Source organism: Pseudomonas sp. SP16.1 (assembly GCF_052682975.1).
In genome coordinates, this window is sequence record NZ_JBQYFZ010000001.1 from 4,960,329 (window position 1) to 4,978,121 (window position 17,793).

The 17,793-nt window shown below is 66.9% G+C and carries 12 protein-coding genes; 6 read left to right on the forward strand and 6 right to left on the reverse strand.

From position 1 onward, the window contains the following. Positions 1–160 precede the first annotated feature (160 nt). Both pulA and ACUTAF_RS23380 read right to left on the reverse strand, forming a co-directional pair. Positions 161–3,268 (reverse strand): pullulanase-type alpha-1,6-glucosidase, encoded by a 3,108-nt coding sequence (pulA, locus tag ACUTAF_RS23375; RefSeq protein ID WP_445582205.1) that lies wholly within the window; start codon positions 3,266–3,268, stop codon positions 161–163. A gap of 442 nt (positions 3,269–3,710) precedes the next feature. Then, positions 3,711–5,852 (reverse strand): TonB-dependent siderophore receptor, encoded by a 2,142-nt coding sequence (locus tag ACUTAF_RS23380; RefSeq protein WP_445582206.1) that lies wholly within the window; start codon positions 5,850–5,852, stop codon positions 3,711–3,713. Between the two features lie 255 nt (positions 5,853–6,107). Between ACUTAF_RS23380 and ACUTAF_RS23385 the strand changes: the two genes are divergently transcribed. From ACUTAF_RS23385 to trhP, 4 genes are all read left to right on the forward strand, one after another. Beyond that, complete coding sequence (locus tag ACUTAF_RS23385) at positions 6,108–6,368, forward strand: DUF4212 domain-containing protein (protein WP_445582207.1); 261 nt, start codon at positions 6,108–6,110, stop codon at positions 6,366–6,368. A gap of 6 nt (positions 6,369–6,374) precedes the next feature. Then, positions 6,375–8,144 carry a sodium:solute symporter family protein gene (locus tag ACUTAF_RS23390; RefSeq protein ID WP_445582208.1) on the forward strand — a complete coding sequence of 590 codons (1,770 nt, stop codon included), beginning with the start codon at positions 6,375–6,377 and terminating at the stop codon, positions 8,142–8,144. A 91-nt stretch (positions 8,145–8,235) separates the two neighbouring features. After that, positions 8,236–8,742, forward strand: coding sequence for a hypothetical protein (locus tag ACUTAF_RS23395; RefSeq protein ID WP_445582209.1), 507 nt, complete (start codon positions 8,236–8,238; stop codon positions 8,740–8,742). Positions 8,743–8,998: 256 nt separating this feature from the next. Next, positions 8,999–10,306 (forward strand): prephenate-dependent tRNA uridine(34) hydroxylase TrhP, encoded by a 1,308-nt coding sequence (trhP, locus tag ACUTAF_RS23400; RefSeq protein WP_445582210.1) that lies wholly within the window; start codon positions 8,999–9,001, stop codon positions 10,304–10,306. Between the two features lie 126 nt (positions 10,307–10,432). On the opposite strand, the gene ACUTAF_RS23405 is transcribed toward trhP, so the two are convergent. The 3 genes from ACUTAF_RS23405 to ACUTAF_RS23415 form a co-directional block, all read right to left on the reverse strand. After that, positions 10,433–11,137 carry a 3'-5' exonuclease gene (locus ACUTAF_RS23405; RefSeq protein WP_445582211.1) on the reverse strand — a complete coding sequence of 235 codons (705 nt, stop codon included), beginning with the start codon at positions 11,135–11,137 and terminating at the stop codon, positions 10,433–10,435. Next, complete coding sequence (locus ACUTAF_RS23410) at positions 11,134–13,065, reverse strand: putative nucleotidyltransferase substrate binding domain-containing protein (protein ID WP_445582212.1); 1,932 nt, start codon at positions 13,063–13,065, stop codon at positions 11,134–11,136. The genes ACUTAF_RS23405 and ACUTAF_RS23410 overlap by 4 nt, the downstream gene beginning before the upstream one ends. A 136-nt stretch (positions 13,066–13,201) precedes the next feature. Continuing rightward, entirely contained in the window at positions 13,202–15,379 is a 2,178-nt protein-coding gene (locus tag ACUTAF_RS23415) for a malate synthase G (RefSeq protein WP_445582213.1), read from the reverse strand. A gap of 301 nt (positions 15,380–15,680) precedes the next feature. Here ACUTAF_RS23415 and ACUTAF_RS23420 point away from each other — a divergent pair, with 301 nt between their 5' ends. Further along, positions 15,681–16,130 (forward strand): GNAT family N-acetyltransferase, encoded by a 450-nt coding sequence (locus tag ACUTAF_RS23420; protein ID WP_445582214.1) that lies wholly within the window; start codon positions 15,681–15,683, stop codon positions 16,128–16,130. Positions 16,131–16,162: 32 nt separating this feature from the next. After that, a complete protein-coding gene (locus tag ACUTAF_RS23425; protein WP_445582215.1) occupies positions 16,163–16,681 on the forward strand; it encodes a glycine cleavage system transcriptional repressor in 519 nt (172 codons plus the stop codon). 95 nt (positions 16,682–16,776) lie between these two features. Here ACUTAF_RS23425 and ACUTAF_RS23430 read toward each other — a convergent pair whose 3' ends face one another. After that, on the reverse strand, positions 16,777–17,460 hold the full coding sequence (locus ACUTAF_RS23430) for a polysaccharide lyase family 7 protein (protein WP_445582216.1): 684 nt from the start codon (positions 17,458–17,460) through the stop codon (positions 16,777–16,779). Positions 17,461–17,793: the final 333 nt, after the last annotated feature.

Sequence of the window (17,793 nt, forward strand, 5' to 3'; positions counted from 1 at the left end):
CGGCGGGTTGCACCCGCCCTACGCGGTGGAATGGCGTATTGCGGGTGAGATCGTAGGGTGCACCGCGCGCACCACGTTTTCCCCGTCGCCGGTGGTGCGCACGACCTGGGCGGCCCCGCGACACCCTACGAAGCGAATGCCGAGCCAGCGGCGCCAGGGTTTAGCGCCGCTCCTCCTGCGGCAGGACGAATACCGCCACGCTCAGCCCGGGAACCTGGAACTGGCCGTCCGCCACCTTCGCCTCGCGGTTGCGCGCGTCGCTGGAGTCGCGCAGCACCGGGTGCAGGCGATAGCCGGGCTGGGCGCCGGGCAGGCTGATCGGCTCGGGACCGGCGTTGAGCACGATCATCAGCGCTTCGTGCCGCGGGTCGAGGTCGCGTCCGGCCTGGTGGCCGTCGTCCAGGCTGAAGGCGATCACGCCGGGCAGCTGGTCGGGGCCGGTGTTGTGAAAGCGCAGGCGCCTGTCGACGTCGGCGGCGCTGCCGAGCTGGAACAGCGGGCTGCCGCTGCGGATGCGCAGCAACTCGAGGAACAGCCGCCTGGCGGCGAGGATGTCGGCGCTGCCCGGTTTGGCGTTGGGGTCGGCGATGATCTGGCGGATCAGCGGCCAGTTGTCGCCGTCCTTGTCCTGGCGCGGCAGGCCCTTGTTCCAGTTATTGTCCCGGTAGGCGAAGTCCACCGCGTTGAACCAGTCGCCGGAGTCGTAGCTGTCGCGCTCCATGGACTTGGAGCGGAGGATGTCCGCGCCCATGTGGATGAACGGCACGCCCTGGCTCAGCAGCGGCACGGCCAGCCCGAGCAGTTGCAGGCGTACGCGCTCGGCGCTGGAGAGGGACGCCGGCAACTTGTACTGGTTGATGTCCCAAAGGGTCTGGTTGTCGTGCTTGGAGACGTAGTTGACGGTCTCCTGCGGGTCCAGCGTGTAGCCGGCCGGCTGGCCGTTGTAGTCCACCTCGGCGCCGCGTTTGTGGCTGCCGTCGGCGCTCTCGAAGCGGTAGTCGCGCAGGCCGCCGGCGATGCCGACGCGGATCAGATCCTTCAGCCTGAGCAGTTCGGCATGCTCGTCGGCGCTGCCGCCATTGAGTTCGTTGGGCAGCACGAACAGACCGTTGGCGAAACCCTGGAAGCGGCGCAGGCTGTCGCCGCCGTCGAACGGGCTGCCGCCGCGCACGGCGTCGCGCTGGCGGTCGTTGAAGGTGCCGATGCCGCTGCCGGCCATGTTCGCCTGGATGGCGTTGATGCCGCGGGCGCCGTCGGCCACCTCGCCGAAGTTCCAGCCCTCGCCGTAGAAGTAGGTCTGCGGGTCGATCCGGCGCACCGCCTGGTAGGCCTTGGTCAGGTTGCGCCGCATGTGGTGACCCATCAGGTCGAAGCGAAAGCCGCCGATCTTGTAGTCGCGCGCCCAGACGCGCAGCGAGTCGACCATCAGCTTCTCCATCATGACGTGCTCGGAGGCGGTGTTGTCGCAGCAGGTAGAGCGCTCCACCGCGCCGGTCACCGGGTCGCGCCTGTGGTAGTAGCCGGGCACCAGCTTGTCGAGCACCGACTGTTCGCCGAGGCCCGAGGCGTGGGTGTGGTTGTAGACCACGTCCATCACCGTGGTCAGGCCCATCTCCGCCAGCGCCTGGACCATGCGGCGGAACTCGCGGATGCGCGCGGCGCCCTCGGCGTCGCTGGCGTAGCTGCCTTCCGGGACCGTGTAGTGGAAGGGGTCGTAGCCCCAGTTGAAGGCGTCCAGCGCGCGCAGGTCGGCGTACAGCGCCTGCGCCTCGGGCCCGGCCGGGTCGAAGCCCTGCAGCACCTCGCGGATGCTCCCGGCATTGCAATGGCCGGCCCAGTTGCGCCGGGCGGCGGCCGACAGCGCGCAGAACTTGGCGAAGGGCTCATCCAGCTCGACGCGCCTGGCCGGGTCCTCGTTGACCGTGGCGATATCGAACACCGGCAGCAGCTGCACGTCGGTCAGCCCGGCTTGGCGCAGCTCGAGCAGGTGCTGCACGCCGCGACTGTGCAGCTGGGTGAAGGCCAGGTAGGTGCCGCGCTGGGCGGCGGGCAGCTCGGCGTCGCTGGCGCTGAAGTCGCGCACATGGGTCTCGTAGATCACCCGCGCCTCGGGCTTGGCCGCGCGCGGCGGGCGCAGGCTGTCCCAGCCGGCCGGCTTGAGGTCGGCGGCGTCCAGGTCGACCACTTGGGCGTACTGGCTGTTGCGCGACAGGCTGAGGGCGTAGGGATCGCTGGTCAGGCTGGTCTCGATGCGGCCGCTGGCGGGGTGGTAGACGCTGACCTCGTACTGGTAGTAGGCGCGGTCAAGCTGTTTCGGCCCGTCGTAGGTCCACACCCCGTGGCGCTCGCGCATGTCCCTGGGGAAGCCGGGCAGCAGCCGCTTGTCGCGGTCGAAGGCGTGCAGGCGCACGCGCTGGGCGCTGGGTGCCCACAGGCGAAAACGCACGTCCTGCGCGGTAACTTCGGCACCGAGCGGGCCGGAATAGGCATAGAGGGCGTCCAGCACGCCGGGCGTCTGCACCTGGGTGGCGCTGAGCAGGCGCTCGTCCTGGTCGTAGGCGAGCACCAGCAGCTGACTCTTCAGCGCGCTGCGCAGCGCCTTGACCCCGGCCTCCAGGCGGTAGGCGGGTTGCTCTGCCAGGTGCGGGAACCTGGCCTTGAGCGCCGCGCTGAGGCCGCCGGGGCGCAAGGCGATGGCACGGCCGCCGCTGACGCTGCGCCGCTCGCCATCGATGCGGATATCGGCCTGCGGCGAGTAGCGCAGCTCCAGCCGCGCCGCCGCACTGCCGCCATGCAGCACCAGGGTGTGCGGATCGAGCCAGTGCGCGCGGGCGCCGTCGATGGCCAAGGGCGCGCCGGCCAGTGGCGTGGCCGACAGCTGCGCGCTGCCGCTCAGGCTGAAGACGCGCCGGCCGAGTTCGTCGAGGCGCCAGATGAGGTCGCCGCCGCCCAGGTCCTTGTCATCGCCGCGGTGCATGATCAGGTTCAGGCAGCTGGCGTCGGCGCTCAGCGGGATGCTGAACCAGGCGCCGTGCTCGCTATCGATGCCGGCCGGCGCCAGCGGCTGGTCCCAGCTGGTGCCGTCGCGCACGCCGGAGCATTGCGCGGTGTTCCACAGGTGCAGGCCCCAGCCGGCGTAGTCGCCGTCGCTGCGCTGGTAGTACAGCAGCGCCTCGTCGGGGCCGGGCTGCAGCGGCTCGGCACCGGCCAGCGTGGAGCCCGCGAGCAGCAGGCAGAGTAGATACCGCGGCAATCTCGAATCATGCATGGTGTGCGTCCCTGGTTGTTGTTGTGGCTACTTCTTCCAGTGAGGCGATACTGGCCAGGGCGGCCGGGTGGCACATCCTCTGTGCGGCGTCGGGTGGGGGCGTAGGGCGGGGAACGAAGGGGGATTAGTGGCGTTTTGCTCGTTGTCGGGCGAGCCATTTAGGCAGCGAGCGCGGGCGAGGGGGAGTCGCTAAGCCGCTCGTATCTGCGGTTGGCGGGCTGCCTGGCACTGGGCTTGTTTCGCTTGTGGTGTCGGGCATGAGTGGGCCTATCGGGTTGCGCGAGGATGCGCGCACCGGGCACCTATTGGCGAGACGGATCGCGGCGCTATTTCCGCGCCGCGGTGCGCTGGGAGCCCCGGCGGGTTGCACCCGCCCTACGCGGTGGGATGGCGTATTGCGGATGAGACCGTAGAGTGAACGCTGCCCGCCTGACGCTTGTTTTTACAGACTGACCGAAATCCCCGCCTGCAGGGTGCGCGGCTCGCCCGCGTAGGACCAGACGTTCCAGGCGCGCTCCTCGTAGTGCTTGTCGAACACATTGTTCAGATTGAGGTTCAGGCGCACGTTCTCGCTCAGCGGGTAGTAGGCCAACAGGTCGACCAGGCCGTAGCCGTCCATGCCGAAGGTGTTGTTGCTGGTCTGGCCCTGGCGTTCGCTGACGTACTTCAGGCCGATGCCCAGGCCGAGGCCGGCCAGCGGGCCGCCGGCGAACTCGTAGGTGTCGAGCAGGTTGAAGCTGTGCCGCGGCACGTTGCCCAGGCGGGTGCCGACCGGCATGGTGGCGCTGGTGCTTTCGGTGACTTCGGCGTCGACATAGGCGTAGCCGCCGATCACCCGCCACTGCGGGGTGATATTGCCGGCCAGGCTGATATCGAAGCCGCGGCTGCGTACCTCGCCGGCGGCGATCTGGAAGGATTCGGCGCCGGTGTTGGCCGGATCGTTGGTCAGCACGTTCTCCTTGGTGATATGGAACAGCGCCGCGGTCAGGCTGAGGTCGCGGTCGGCCAGGTCGTACTTGATGCCGACCTCGTGGGCGACGCCTTCTTCCGGGTCGAAGGCTTTGCCGAGGCGGTCGGCGCCGCGGTTCGGCTTGAACGAGCGCGAGGTGTTGGCGAACAGCGCCAGTTCGTCAGTCAGGTCGTAGATCAGGCCGAAGCGCGGAGTCACCGCGTTGTGCGCCTGCTCCCAGTCGCCGTTGGGGTTGAGCTTGTTCACATAACGCTGCTCGAAGCGCTCCAGGCGCGCGCCCAGTTGCGCCTTGAGACGCTCGGTCAGGGCGATCTGCTCCTGGACGAAGAAGGCGTAGGATTCCAGCCGCTCGGCGTCATGGGTGGTGGTGCGGGTCAGCGCCGGCAGCGGCTGGCCGTAGACCGGGTTATACAGGTCGATGGGGAAGGCATTGTCGTTCGGCGAGCGGCGGATCAGCGAGTTGTAGTTGAACTTGTCGTACTCGACGCCCAGCAGCAGGGTGTGAGCGAAGCCGGCGAGGTCGAAGTTGCCTTCGGCGTTGGCCTGGACGTTGACGTCGTTCCAGTTCAGCCAGCGCTCGCTGTAGTTGCGCCCCACGCTGCTGGCGCCCGGCGCCAGCCCCAGGGCGTAGCTATTGCTGTTGTTCTCCACCGCGCCGCCATGGATCTCGCCATCGAGGTACTGCACGCCGCCGCGCAGGGTCCAGTTGTCATCCAGCAGGTGTTCGATGCGCAGCTGGGTGGTGGCGTTGTCGTTGCTCAGCTTGCCGGCGGCCTCCTCGCCGAGGAAGCGATCGCGTGGCAGCTTGCCCTGCTGGTTGGCGTAGCGGGTCACGCCGCGGTCGAGCGGATGGCGGTTGTGCAGGTAGTCGCCTTCGAGGGTGATGGCGGTGGCCTGGTCGAGCTGCCAGCGCAGCACCGGGGCGACGCTGTAGCGCTCGCTCTCGACATGCTCGCGGAAGCTGTCGCTGCCCTCGGCCACCAGGTTCAGGCGATAGGTGAAGTCGGCCTGCTCGTCCAGCGCGCCGGTGCTGTCGAGGGTGCCGCGGCGCAGGCCCTCGCTGTCGACCTGGCTGCCCATCACGGTGCGGCGCTCGGCCTGCGGCTGCTTGCTGACGATATTGAAGGTGCCGCCGGGGTCGCCGCGCCCGTAGAGCATGGCGGCCGGGCCGCGCAGCACCTCGATGCGCTCGATGCTGCTGGCGTCGGGCATGTTCGGATAGCCGCGGTTGACGGCGAAACCATTGCGGTAGAACTCCTGGCTGCTGAAGCCGCGAACAAGGAACTCGGTCAGGCCCTGGCCGCCGAAGTTGTTGCCGCGCTCCACGCCGCCGGCGTAGTCCAGCGCATCTTCCAGGCGCACCGCGCCGATGTCCTCGACCACCTGCGCCGGTACCACACTGATCGACTGCGGGATTTCGTGGATCGGCGTGTCGGTGCGCGTCGCGCTGGCCGAGCGGGTGGCGCGATAGCCGTCGACCGGGCCGTCGGCCTGCTCGGCGGGGGCGGTGATGCGCATTTCCTCCAGGGTCACGGGCGATTCGTTCTGGGCGGCGAGGCCGATCTGGCAGGCGAGGGCGAAGAGGACGAACAGGGAGGCAGCGAGACGCCGCATTGCGGGATCCTCGAACGTAGGGGGATGGGCAAAAGGCGGCGCATGATAATGTCATGAAGAATCATTATCAAATGCGCGATGGGGCGGGCTGCTTGAATGGTCGGTGCTGGGCTGTTGGATGACGGTATTGAACCCAGGTACCGCCGGCCAGCCTCGCACGGTGTCAGGCGGCTACTACCAATGTCTAGCTGTCGGTTTGGCATGACCTGCTGCTAGCTTGAAGCTGCATCAGAATAACAATAACCGGAGGCGTCTATGACTTCTGATAAAGCAAATGCCGCGGCCTACTGGAAGGCCAATGTGCGGCTCATCACCTGGAGCCTGGTCGTCTGGGCGCTGGTTTCCTACGGCTTCGCCATGATTCTCCGCCCGCTGGTGGCAGGGATTTCCGTTGGTGGCTCCGACCTCGGATTCTGGTTCGCGCAACAGGGCTCCATTCTCGTATTTATCGGCCTCATTTTTCACTACGCGTGGAGACTGAACAGACTCGATAAAGAATTCGGCGTCGAGGAGTAAGAGGTCATGAGCCAATTCGTCATCAACATGCTGTTCGTGGGCGCGTCGTTCGCGCTCTACATCGGTATCGCCATCTGGGCCCGCGCGGGCTCGACCAAGGAGTTCTACGTCGCCGGTGGCGGCGTTCACCCGGTCACCAACGGCATGGCCACCGCCGCCGACTGGATGTCCGCCGCGTCCTTCATCTCCATGGCCGGTCTGATCGCCGCCGGCGGTTATGCCAACTCCACCTTCCTGATGGGCTGGACCGGCGGCTACGTGCTGCTGGCGATGCTGCTGGCGCCGTACCTGCGCAAGTTCGGCAAGTTCACCGTGCCGGACTTCATCGGTGATCGCTTCTACAGCCGCGGCGCGCGCCTGACCGCGGTGATCTGCCTGGTGATCATCTCCGTCACCTACGTGATCGGCCAGATGGCCGGCGCCGGTGTGGCCTTCTCGCGCTTCCTCGAAGTGAGCAACTCGACCGGCATCTGGATCGCCGCCGCCGTGGTGTTCGCCTACGCCGTGTTCGGCGGCATGAAGGGCATCACCTACACCCAGGTGGCGCAGTACGTGGTGCTGATCGTCGCCTACACCATTCCGGCGATCTTCATCTCCCTGCAGCTGACCGGCAACCCGATCCCGCCGCTGGGCCTGTTCGGCGACCACGTCGATTCCGGCGTACCGCTGCTGCAGAAACTCGACGAGGTGGTGCGTGAACTGGGCTTCGCCGCCTACACCGCCGATACCACCAACAAGCTGAACATGGTGCTGTTCACCCTGTCGCTGATGATCGGTACCGCCGGCCTGCCGCACGTGATCATCCGCTTCTTCACCGTGCCGAAGGTGGCCGATGCCCGCTGGTCCGCCGGCTGGACCCTGATCTTCATCGCCCTGCTGTACCTCACCGCACCGGCCGTGGCCTCGATGGCGCGTCTGAACCTGGTGACCACCATCTACCCGCAAGGCCCGACCGCCGAGGCGCTGTCTTATGCCGAGCGTCCGGAATGGGTCAAGACCTGGGAAACCACCGGTCTGATCAAGTGGGAAGACAAGAACGGCGACGGCCGCATCCAGATGTACAACGATGCCGCCCCGGCCTTCACCCCGACCGCCCAGGAGCGTGGCTGGAACGGCAACGAGCTGACCGTGAACAACGACATCCTGGTACTGGCCAACCCCGAGATCGCCAACCTGCCCGGCTGGGTGGTGGGGCTGATCGCGGCGGGTGCCATCGCCGCGGCGCTGTCGACGGCGGCGGGGCTGTTGCTGGCGATCTCCTCGGCGATCAGTCACGACCTGATCAAGACCTTGATCAACCCGAAGATCAGCGAGAAGGGGGAAATGCGCGCGGCGCGCATCTCCATGGCCTGCGCGATCATGCTGGCGACCTACCTGGGCCTGAACCCGCCAGGGTTCGCCGCACAGGTGGTGGCGCTGGCCTTCGGTATCGCCGCGGCCACGCTGTTCCCGGTGCTGATGATGGGCATCTTCTCCAAGCGGGTGAACGACAAGGGCGCCATCTGCGGCATGGTGGTCGGCCTGGTGGTGACCCTGCTGTACATCTTCACCTACCTGGGCTGGTTCTTCATTCCGGAGACCAACATGCTGCCCAATACCCCGGACCAGTGGTTCATGGGTATCTCCCCGGCCTCCTTCGGCTCCATCGGTGCACTGATCAACTTCGGCGTGGCCTACGCCGTGTCGATGCTGACCTCCGCGCCGCCGCAGGAAATCCAGGACCTGGTGGAAAGCGTGCGTACCCCCAAAGGTGCTGGTGGCGCGCTGAGCCACTGAGCATAATCAGCGCCTGACGCCACAGCGGTTGTGGCTCAGGGTCTCGCAGACGGGCCTCCATCGGAGGCCCGTCTCATTTCAGGAAATGCCTATGCTCTGGACAATCATCGCCATCGTCGTCGCGGGCCTGGGGGCTGCCGGTATCGCCCTGCTGCTGCGCAAGCTGACGGGCAACAAGCTGCCGAAGTGGATCATCCCGGTGTTCGGCGGCCTGGGTATGCTGGGTTACCAGATCTCCTACGAATATTCCTGGTTCGAGCATCAGCTGCAGCGCCAGCCGCCGGAGTCGGTGGTGGTGGCCAGTGAGGCCGGGCACGTGTTCTGGCGGCCGTGGAGCTACTTCGTGCCGATGATCACCGCCTTTACCGTGCTCGACAGCAAGAGCGTGGTGAAGCAGGAGCTCGAAGGCGGCACGGTGGCCGAATTCATGCTCTATCGCTTCGAGAAGCAGCATATCGACCATGTCGCGCACCAGGCGCACCTGCTCAACTGCGACACGGCCGAGCTGTTGCCGCTGGATGCGCAGAAGCAACCGCAGCTGGATCAGCTCAAGCGCATCGCCAGGGACGACCCGCTCTATCGTCAGGTGTGTCGCTGACGCGCCGTAGTTGCGGTGGGCACGGCGGCATTCATTGGTGCGCACGACCCAGGCGGCTCGCGACACCCTAGGGTTGCGGCTCCCTTTCGCTGCCGCTGGAGCCGCGCCGACCTCACGTAGGGGGCGCCGTGCGCACCGACCCTTCGCTGATGAGGCCTGACCCGGGCGCCTTTCCCGCGCCCGATAGACCCAGATCAATGCCCGTGTCGCCCAGCGCTCTAGAATCGCCAGCCCCCTGATTCTCGAGCTCGCGGTCATGCCCCGTTTTCCCGAACTGCTGTCTCCGGCCGGCACCCTGAAGAACATGCGCTACGCCTTCGCCTACGGCGCCGATGCGGTCTACGCCGGGCAGCCGCGCTACAGCCTGCGCGTGCGCAACAACGAGTTCGACCACGCCAACCTGGCCCTGGGCATCGATGAGGCCCATGCGCAGGGCAAGCAGTTCTACGTGGTGGTCAATATCGCCCCGCACAACGCCAAGCTGAAGACCTTCCTAAAGGACCTGGCGCCGGTGGTCGAGATGAGGCCCGATGCGCTGATCATGTCCGATCCCGGGCTGATCATGCTGGTGCGCGAGCATTACCCGCAGCTGCCGATCCACCTGTCGGTGCAGGCCAACGCGGTGAACTGGGCCAGCGTACGGTTCTGGCAGCAGCAGGGCCTGAGCCGGGTGATCCTGTCGCGCGAGCTGGCGCTGGAGGAGATCGAGGAGATCCGCGCCGAGGTGCCGGGCATGGAGCTGGAGGTGTTCGTCCATGGCGCGCTGTGCATGGCCTATTCCGGGCGTTGCCTGCTGTCGGGCTACATCAACCGCCGCGATCCCAACCAGGGCACCTGCACCAACGCCTGCCGCTGGCAGTACCAGGCCACGCCGGCCGGCGAGAACGAGCTGGGCGAGATCGTCCGCGTGGTCGAGCCGACCCTGGGCCAGGGCGCGCCAACCGCCCAGGCCTTCGTGCTGGAGGAGTCCGGCCGGCCGGGCGAGGAGCTGGCCGCCTTCGAAGACGAGCACGGCACCTACATCATGAACTCCAAGGACCTGCGCGCGGTGCAGCATGTCGAACGCCTGCTGCGCATGGGCGTGCATTCGCTGAAGATCGAGGGACGCACCAAGAGCCACTTCTATGTGGCGCGTACCGCCCAGGTCTACCGTCGCGCCATCGACGATGCGCTGGCCGGGCGGCCCTTCGACATGGGCCTGATGCAGCGCCTGGAGTCGCTGGCCAACCGCGGCTACACCGAGGGCTTCCTGCGCCGCCATGTGCACGACGAGTACCAGAACTATGAGCGCGGCAGCTCGGTGCCGGAGCGTCAGCAGTTCGTCGGCGAGCTGACCGGCGAGCGCCGTGGCGAGCTGGCCGAGGTGCGGGTGAAGAACCGCTTCGCCCTGGGCGACTGGCTGGAACTGATGACGCCGCAGGGCAATCTGCGCTTTGCCCTGGAGCGGCTGGAGAACCGCCACGGCCAGGCGACGGACGTGGCGCCCGGAGACGGCCACGTGCTCTATCTGCCGCTGCCGGAGGATCTGCCGCTGGAGTACGGCCTGCTGCTGCGTGATCTGTAGGCGCCCCTTTGCAGGACATGCACGGCTGGTGCGCGCGGCGCACCCTAAATGACACCGATCCGTAGGCTGCGCCATGCGCACCGATGCGGGCGATGCCGAGCGGTGCGCAAAAGAGAGCGGCGGGCGCTAGATCGAATAGGCCTGCTGGCGGCGCCGGCTGTTGAGCGCCTGGAGCAGCGTCGGCAGGCTGTCGAGGCCCTGCTGGCGCGCCTTGCTGAACAGGATCAGGGCCAGTTCGGCGGTGACCAGGGCGTCGGCGCTGGCGTGGTGGCGCTGTTGCACCTGCAGGCCGAAGTGCCGGGTCCAGGCGTCCAGCCCGGCTTGGGTCAGCTTGGCCTTGGGGCACAGCAGCGGGGCCAGCTCGGCGACGTCGAAGAAGGCATGCTGCAGGCGATAGCCCAGGCTCTGCTTGAGCGCGCGGGCGAGCATGCGGCGGTCGAACTCGGCATGGAAGGCCAGCAGCGGACTGTCGCCGACGAACTCCATGAAGTTCAACAGCGCCTCGACGGGCTCCTCGCCGTTGGCGATCGCGCTGGGCGCGATGCCGTGGATCAGGGTGCTGACGCCAGCCTCGTGGCCGTCGCGCTGCAGGGTGCATTCGAACTGCTGGCTGAGGTCGATGGCGCCGTTCTCGATCACCACCGCGCCGATCGACAGCACCTGATCGCGGCGCAGGTTGAGACCGCTGGTCTCCAGGTCGAGGACGACGAAGCGCTGCGCATTGAGCGGCCGTTCGTCGAACTCGGCCGGTGCCACCAGCTCGCGCCGGCGCTGCAGTTGGCGTTGGGTCAGGGCCGGGCCGCGCCCGGTGAACCAGGTGAACTTGCTCATAGCTGATACCTCACGGCCAGGCTGCTCTGCAGCCGCTGGGCCTGGCGGAAGGACTCGCGCAGGATGCGCCGGTCCAGCAGGTTGAGGCTGTCCGGATCGAGGCGGTTGGAGTAAGGCAGCTCGTCGCGTGCCTGCAGCTGATGCTGCTGCATGCGGGTCTGCTGGATGAAGTGGTAAGCCTCCTCGTAGGCGGCGCCGTCCTGGGCCTCGATCACGCCCTTGGCGACCAGCGCGCGCAGACGTTCGAGGGTGCCGACCGCGGCGACCTGATTGGCCAGGGCCAGCAGCCGCGCACCGTCGACGAAGGGGGTCAGGCCCTGCACCTTGAGGTCGAGGGTGTCCTTGTCGACGCCGGAGCGGGCCACCACGAAATCGCGGAAGCGCCCCACCGGCGGACGGTGACGCAGGGCGTTCTCGGCCATCATCTGCTGGAACAGGCTGTTGTTGCCGATGCGCCCGAGCAGCTCCGCGCGCAGTTGCTCGCAACCCTCGTCCGGGCCCCAGATCGCCCGCAGGTCGAAGTAGATGGTCGAGCCCAGCAGATTCTCCGGGGTGGCCTCGAGCACGAAACCGGCGAAGCGCCGCGACCACTCCTGGCGCGACAGGCACAGCTGCGGGTTGCCGGCCATGATGTTGCCCTTGCACAGGGTGAAACCGCACTGCGCCAGGCGCTGGTTGATCTCGGCGGCCAGCGGCAGCAGGCGCCCGCGAATGGCGGCGGCCTCGGCGGTATCGCCGGCCTCGAAGAGGATGCCGTTGTCCTGGTCGGTGTGCAGGGTCTGTTCGCGGCGCCCCTCGCTGCCGAAGCACAGCCAGGTGAAGGGCACCCCCGGGTCGCCCAGCTCCTCGAGGGTCAGTTCGATCACCCGGCACACGGTGTGGTCGTTGAGCAGGGTGACGATATGGGTGATCTGCGTCGAGCTGGCGCCATGGGCCAGCATGCGATCGACCAGCAGGCGGATGTCGCTGCGCAGCCCGGCCAGGGTCTCGACCTTGCCGGCGTGGCGGATGGTGCGCGCCAGGTGCACCAGGTCGACGCGCTGCAGGCTGAACAGGTCGCGCTCGGAGATCACCCCGCAGAGCTTCTCGTGCTCGACCAGGCAGACGTGGGCGATATGCCGCTCGGTCATGGCGATGGCGGCATCGAAGGCGCTGGCGTCCGGCGCCAGGTGGAATGGCCTGGGCGTCATCAGATTGCTGATCGGCTGGGCCAGATCGGCGCCGTCGGCCACCACCCGGCGCAGGTCGCGCAGGGTGAAGATGCCCAGCGGCCGCTCGGCCGGATCGATGATGACGATGCTGCCGACGTGCTGCTCGTGCATCAGTCGCACCGCTTCGCGCAGCGGCGTGTCCGGCGCGCAGCCGATCGGCTGACGCATGGCCAGCTCGCCCAGGCGGGTATCCAGCGAGTATTGCGCGCCGAGGGTCTCCACCGCGCGCAGCTGTACCTGCTGGTTGACCTGGTCGAGCAGGCTGCTGACCCCGCGCAGGGCGAAGTCGCGCAGCGGGTTGGACACGGCGAACAGCTTGACGAAGGCGTGCTTGGCCAGCAGCAGGCAGAAGGTGTCCTCGGCGGCCAGGTGTTCGGTGCGGGTGGCGCGTTCGCCGATCAGCGCGGCCAGCGGGAAGCATTCGCCGGCGGTGATCTCGAAGGTGGTCTCGGTGCCGCGCCGTGCGCTGTGCGGACGCTCGCCATGCACCCGGCCCTGCTTGACGATGTAGAAGTGCTCGACCGGGCCGTCGGTCGGCTTGATGATCGATTCGCCCTCGCCATAGAAGCGCAGCTGGCAATGCTCGACCAGAAACGCCAGGTGGGCGGTGTCCATCTGGTTGAAGGGCGGGAATTTCTGCAGGAACTCCATGGTGCCGTGGATGTTTTGCAGCACCGCGGTCTTGCCCGCATCGGCCATGGCGTCGGCCTTGCTCATGGGCTTGCGCCTCGCAGTCTGTAGATGCTGCCAGTGTGGCCGCGTGCGCATGCCTTGCCCATTGCACCTAAGTAGGGGGGGCGGCGTTGCAATAAAAAACCGCCCCGAAGGGCGGTTTCTCTGCAGCGGCTGCGAATCAGAGACCGTTCTTGGCCTTGAACTCGCGACGACGGCGGTGCAGCACCGGCTCGGTGTAGCCGTTGGGCTGCTTGGTGCCTTCGATCACCAGCTCCAGCGCGGCCTGGAAGGCGACGTTGTTGTCGAAATCCGGCGCCAGCGGGCGGTACAGCGGGTCGCTGGCGTTCTGCCGGTCGACCACCGGCGCCATGCGCTTGAGGCTCTCGATCACCTGCGCTTCGCTGACGATGCCGTGGCGCAGCCAGTTGGCCAGCAGCTGGCTGGAGATGCGCAGGGTGGCGCGGTCTTCCATCAGGCCGACGTCGTTGATGTCCGGCACCTTGGAGCAGCCGACGCCCTGGTCGATCCAGCGCACCACGTAGCCGAGGATGCCTTGCGAGTTGTTGTCCAGCTCGTTGCGGATTTCCTCTTCGCTCCAGTTGGTGTCCTTGGCCAGCGGGATGCACAGGATGTCGTCCACCGAGGCTGGGGTGCGCTTGGCCAGTTCGGCCTGGCGAGCGAACACGTCGACCTTGTGGTAGTGCAGCGCGTGCAGGGTGGCGGCGGTCGGCGAGGGGACCCAGGCGGTGTTGGCGCCGGACAGCGGGTGGGCGATCTTCTGCTCGAGCATCGCCGCCATCAGGTCGGGCATGGCCCACATGCCCTTGCCGATCTGCGCGCGGCCCTGCAGGCCGGTGGCCAGGCCGACGTCGACGTTGTTGTTCTCGTAGGCGCCGATCCAGGTCTCGCTCTTCATCGCGGCCTTGCGCACCACGGCGCCGGCTTCCATGGAGGTGTGGATCTCGTCACCGGTGCGGTCGAGGAAGCCGGTGTTGATGAACACCACGCGCTCCGAAGCCGCTTTGATACAGGCTTTCAGGTTGACGGTGGTGCGGCGCTCCTCGTCCATGATGCCGACCTTCAGGGTGTTGCGGGCCAGGCCCAGCACATCCTCGACGCGGGCGAAGATCTCGCTGGCGAAGGCGACCTCTTCCGGGCCGTGCATCTTAGGCTTGACGATGTACACGCTGCCGGTACGGGTGTTCTTGCGGCTGGTGTTGCCGATCAGGTTGTGCACCGCGATCAGGCTGGTGAACAGCGCGTCCTGAATGCCCTCCGGGATCTCGTTGCCTTCGCCGTCGAGAATCGCCGGGTTGGTCATCAGGTGGCCGACGTTGCGCACGAACAGCAGCGAGCGGCCGTGCAGGGTCAGTTCCGAGCCGTCGACCTGGGTGTAGACGCGGTCCGGGTTCATGGTGCGGGTGAAGGTCTGGCCACCCTTGGCCACTTCCTCGGCCAGATCGCCCTTCATCAGGCCCAGCCAGTTGCGGTAGACCACCACCTTGTCGTCGGCGTCGACGGCGGCGACCGAGTCTTCGCAGTCCATGATGGTGGTCAGCGCGGCTTCCATCAGCACGTCCTTGACGCCGGCGGCGTCGGTGCTGCCAACCGCGCTGGAGGCATCGATCTGGATCTCGAAATGCAGGCCGTTGTGCTTGAGCAGCACGGCGACCGGCGCACTGGCCTCGCCCTGGAAGCCGATCAGCTGCGCATCGTCGCGCAGGCCAGTGTTGCTGCCGCCCTTGAGCGAAACGACCAGCTTGCCGTCGACGATCTTGTAGCCGGTGGAGTCGACGTGGGAGCCGGCGGCCAGCGGCGCGGCCTCGTCGAGGAAGGCGCGGGCGAAGGCGATGACCTTGTCGCCGCGCACCTTGTTGTAGCCGCGGCCTTTCTCGGCGCCACCTTCCTCGCTGATCACGTCGGTGCCGTAGAGGGCGTCGTACAGCGAGCCCCAGCGGGCGTTGGAGGCGTTCAGGGCGAAGCGCGCGTTCATCACCGGCACCACCAGTTGCGGGCCGGCCAGGCGGGCGATCTCCTCGTCGACGTTGGCGGTGGTGGCCTGGAAGTCTTCCGGCTCCGGCAGCAGGTAGCCGATCTCCTGGAGGAAGGCCTTGTAGGCCGCGGCGTCATGCGCCTGGCCCTTGCGCGCCTGGTGCCAGGCGTCGATCTGCGCCTGCAGCTCGTCGCGCTTGGCCAGCAGGGCACGGTTCTTCGGCGCCAGGTCCTTGATAACCGCGGCGGCGCCGGCCCAGAACTGGTCGGCAGCGATGCCGGTACCGGGGATGGCTTCGTTGTTCACGAAGTCGTACAGGGCTTTGGCGACCTGCAGGCCACCGACTTGAACGCGTTCAGTCATCACTTGCCTCACTCTCTGAGCTTTACTCAATAGCCGCTTCGGAGACGGGTTTTCCGTCTTGTAGTCCGAGGCGCGGCATACTACATCAAGATCTTGGGGAAATGCAGTGGGGGTGCGTCAGTCTGCGACCAAAAGACTAGTTTCGGTCACGATCAATACGCTGTGTGTGCAAAAAAGTGCGCTATTGTTCCATAAAATTTGGAAAAACGTACACGATTAATTGCATGGGCTACTGACAACCGGCCGAATATGGCCTACGCCGCCTTCGCCTATACTGCTTCGAACTCTGTTGGAGCGCGCCATGCCGGTATCTGCTGCCGTTACCGCCGACCTCGACGACCTCACCCGCCTGTTCGCTGGTTACCTCCGTTTCTACCAGGTGCCGAAGCCCGAGGCGCAGATCGCCGCCTTTCTCGGCGAGCGCCTGCGCCGCGGCGATTCGCAGCTGTTCATCGCCCGGGATGGGGATGGGCGAGCGCAGGGCTTCGTGCAGCTGTATCCCTTTCAGTCCTCCCTGGCGCTGCAACCGGCGTGGCTGCTCAGCGATCTGTATGTCGAGGAGGCGGCCCGCCGCACCGGAGTCGGCGCGGCGCTGATGAACGCGGCGCGTGCCCACGCCCAGGCCAGTGGTGCCTGTGGCCTGCAGCTGGAGACTGCGAAGACCAATCTGGCCGGGCAGCGCCTGTACGAGCGCCTGGGCTATGTGCGCGACGAACAGTTTCTGACCTACTGGCTGGCACTACACGACTGAACCCTTCGCACTACATGAAAGAGAGGCCCTACATGGATCATCTGGTATTGACGGTAATCGCCGCGGATCAACCGGGGCTGGTCGAACGCCTCGCCGGTTGCGTTGCCGCGCATGGCGGCAACTGGCTGGAGAGCCGCATGGCGCGCATGGCCGGGCAGTTCGCCGGGATCGTGCGGGTGGACGTGCCGGCCGAGGCCCACGGCGGCCTGATCAAGGATCTGGAGGCGCTCGGCGCCCAGGGCATCCGCGTGCAACTGGCGGCCAGCGGCAGCGAGCCGGGTGGGCGCTTCACCTCGATTCGCCTGGAACTGGTGGGCAACGACCGCCCCGGTATCGTCCGCGACATCACCCGGGTGCTGGCCGAGCAGGGCGTGAACCTGGAAAGCCTGCTGACCGAAGTGGCGCCGGCGCCGATGAGCGGCGAGCTGCTGTTCACCGCCGAGGCGCTGCTGGCGGTGCCGGAGACGCTGCCCCTGGAGCAGCTGCAGACGCGTCTGGAGACCCTGGCCGATGACCTGATGGTGGAGCTGAATCTGCGCCAGGAGGACTAGGGTCGTGCGAAAGCCCGCGCTGCGTCGATGCGCATGGAGAGCGCCGCCCCGCGAACCTCGTGGCCCGCCATCCCTGGCGGCCACCCCGGTCGGTCTTACTGCGCAGTGCTGAGCAGCGGCCGGTGCTCGATGCTCAGCTTGTCGAAGCTTGCGGCGCCGGCTTCGGTTTCGTAGCCGGTATTGTCCTGGGTGTAGACCCCGGCCTTGAAGTAAAGCGGCTTCGGCGCCCAGCTCGAGTCGAGGCGGGTACTCCATTTGACCCCGTTGACGTTGATCCCCAGCGTGCCCTTGGGTGTCAGGTGGATCACGTAGGTGAAGCGCTGGTCCAGCGCGATGCCGCTGGCCAGGGTGATGACCTGGATCGCCGATTCGGGCGCCAGGCGCACCTTGGCGACGATATTGCCGCTGGCGGCGTAGGCCTTGTACTGGTACTCCAGCTTGAGCAGCGGCATCGAGCTCTTGTAGGCGTGGATCTGACCGATGACGATCTTGCCGGTGGACGGCACCTGGCTGACGCGCAGGCCTGCGTGCAGGAAATTGTCGGCCTCCGGATAGGTCCAGTTGCGCAGACTACCGTCGGCATGGGTTTCGCGCAGCTCGCTGCGCGGGTACTTCGCGCTCTCGGTCGTGGTGCCGTTGACCGGGGCCCAGAAGAAGATGGCGCCGTCCTTGGATTGGAAATAGTGATCCTGATAGCCGCCGGCCAGCACCGGGGTCTCGATGGTGGTGGCGGGAACGCCGACTGGAACGCTCAGATTCCACATGGCGAGTTCGATCATGCTCGATGCTCCTGAAAAGACAGAAACTTCAGTCGAGGGCACATCTCATCCAGGAGTCAGTAACGGCTTACTTGGCGTTCCAGCGGGTGACACACGCGAACTTGAAGGGGGCGGGGCGCCCGTGCCGAGAAGCGGAATGCTCCGGCGGCGCGCTTTATAACGGCAGTCGTGGCGAATACGTGAGAGCCGCCTGTCGCTTTGCTGGCGTCAATAAATAGTCGGCTTTGGCCCGTTCCGGGGCCGGGCTCTTGCGCGCGGCCCGGCGCCTGGCTGCACCGGCGGCGCCAGGTAAAACCCTGTAAAAACTCCGCCGTCATGGCGGCCGGCGGGCTA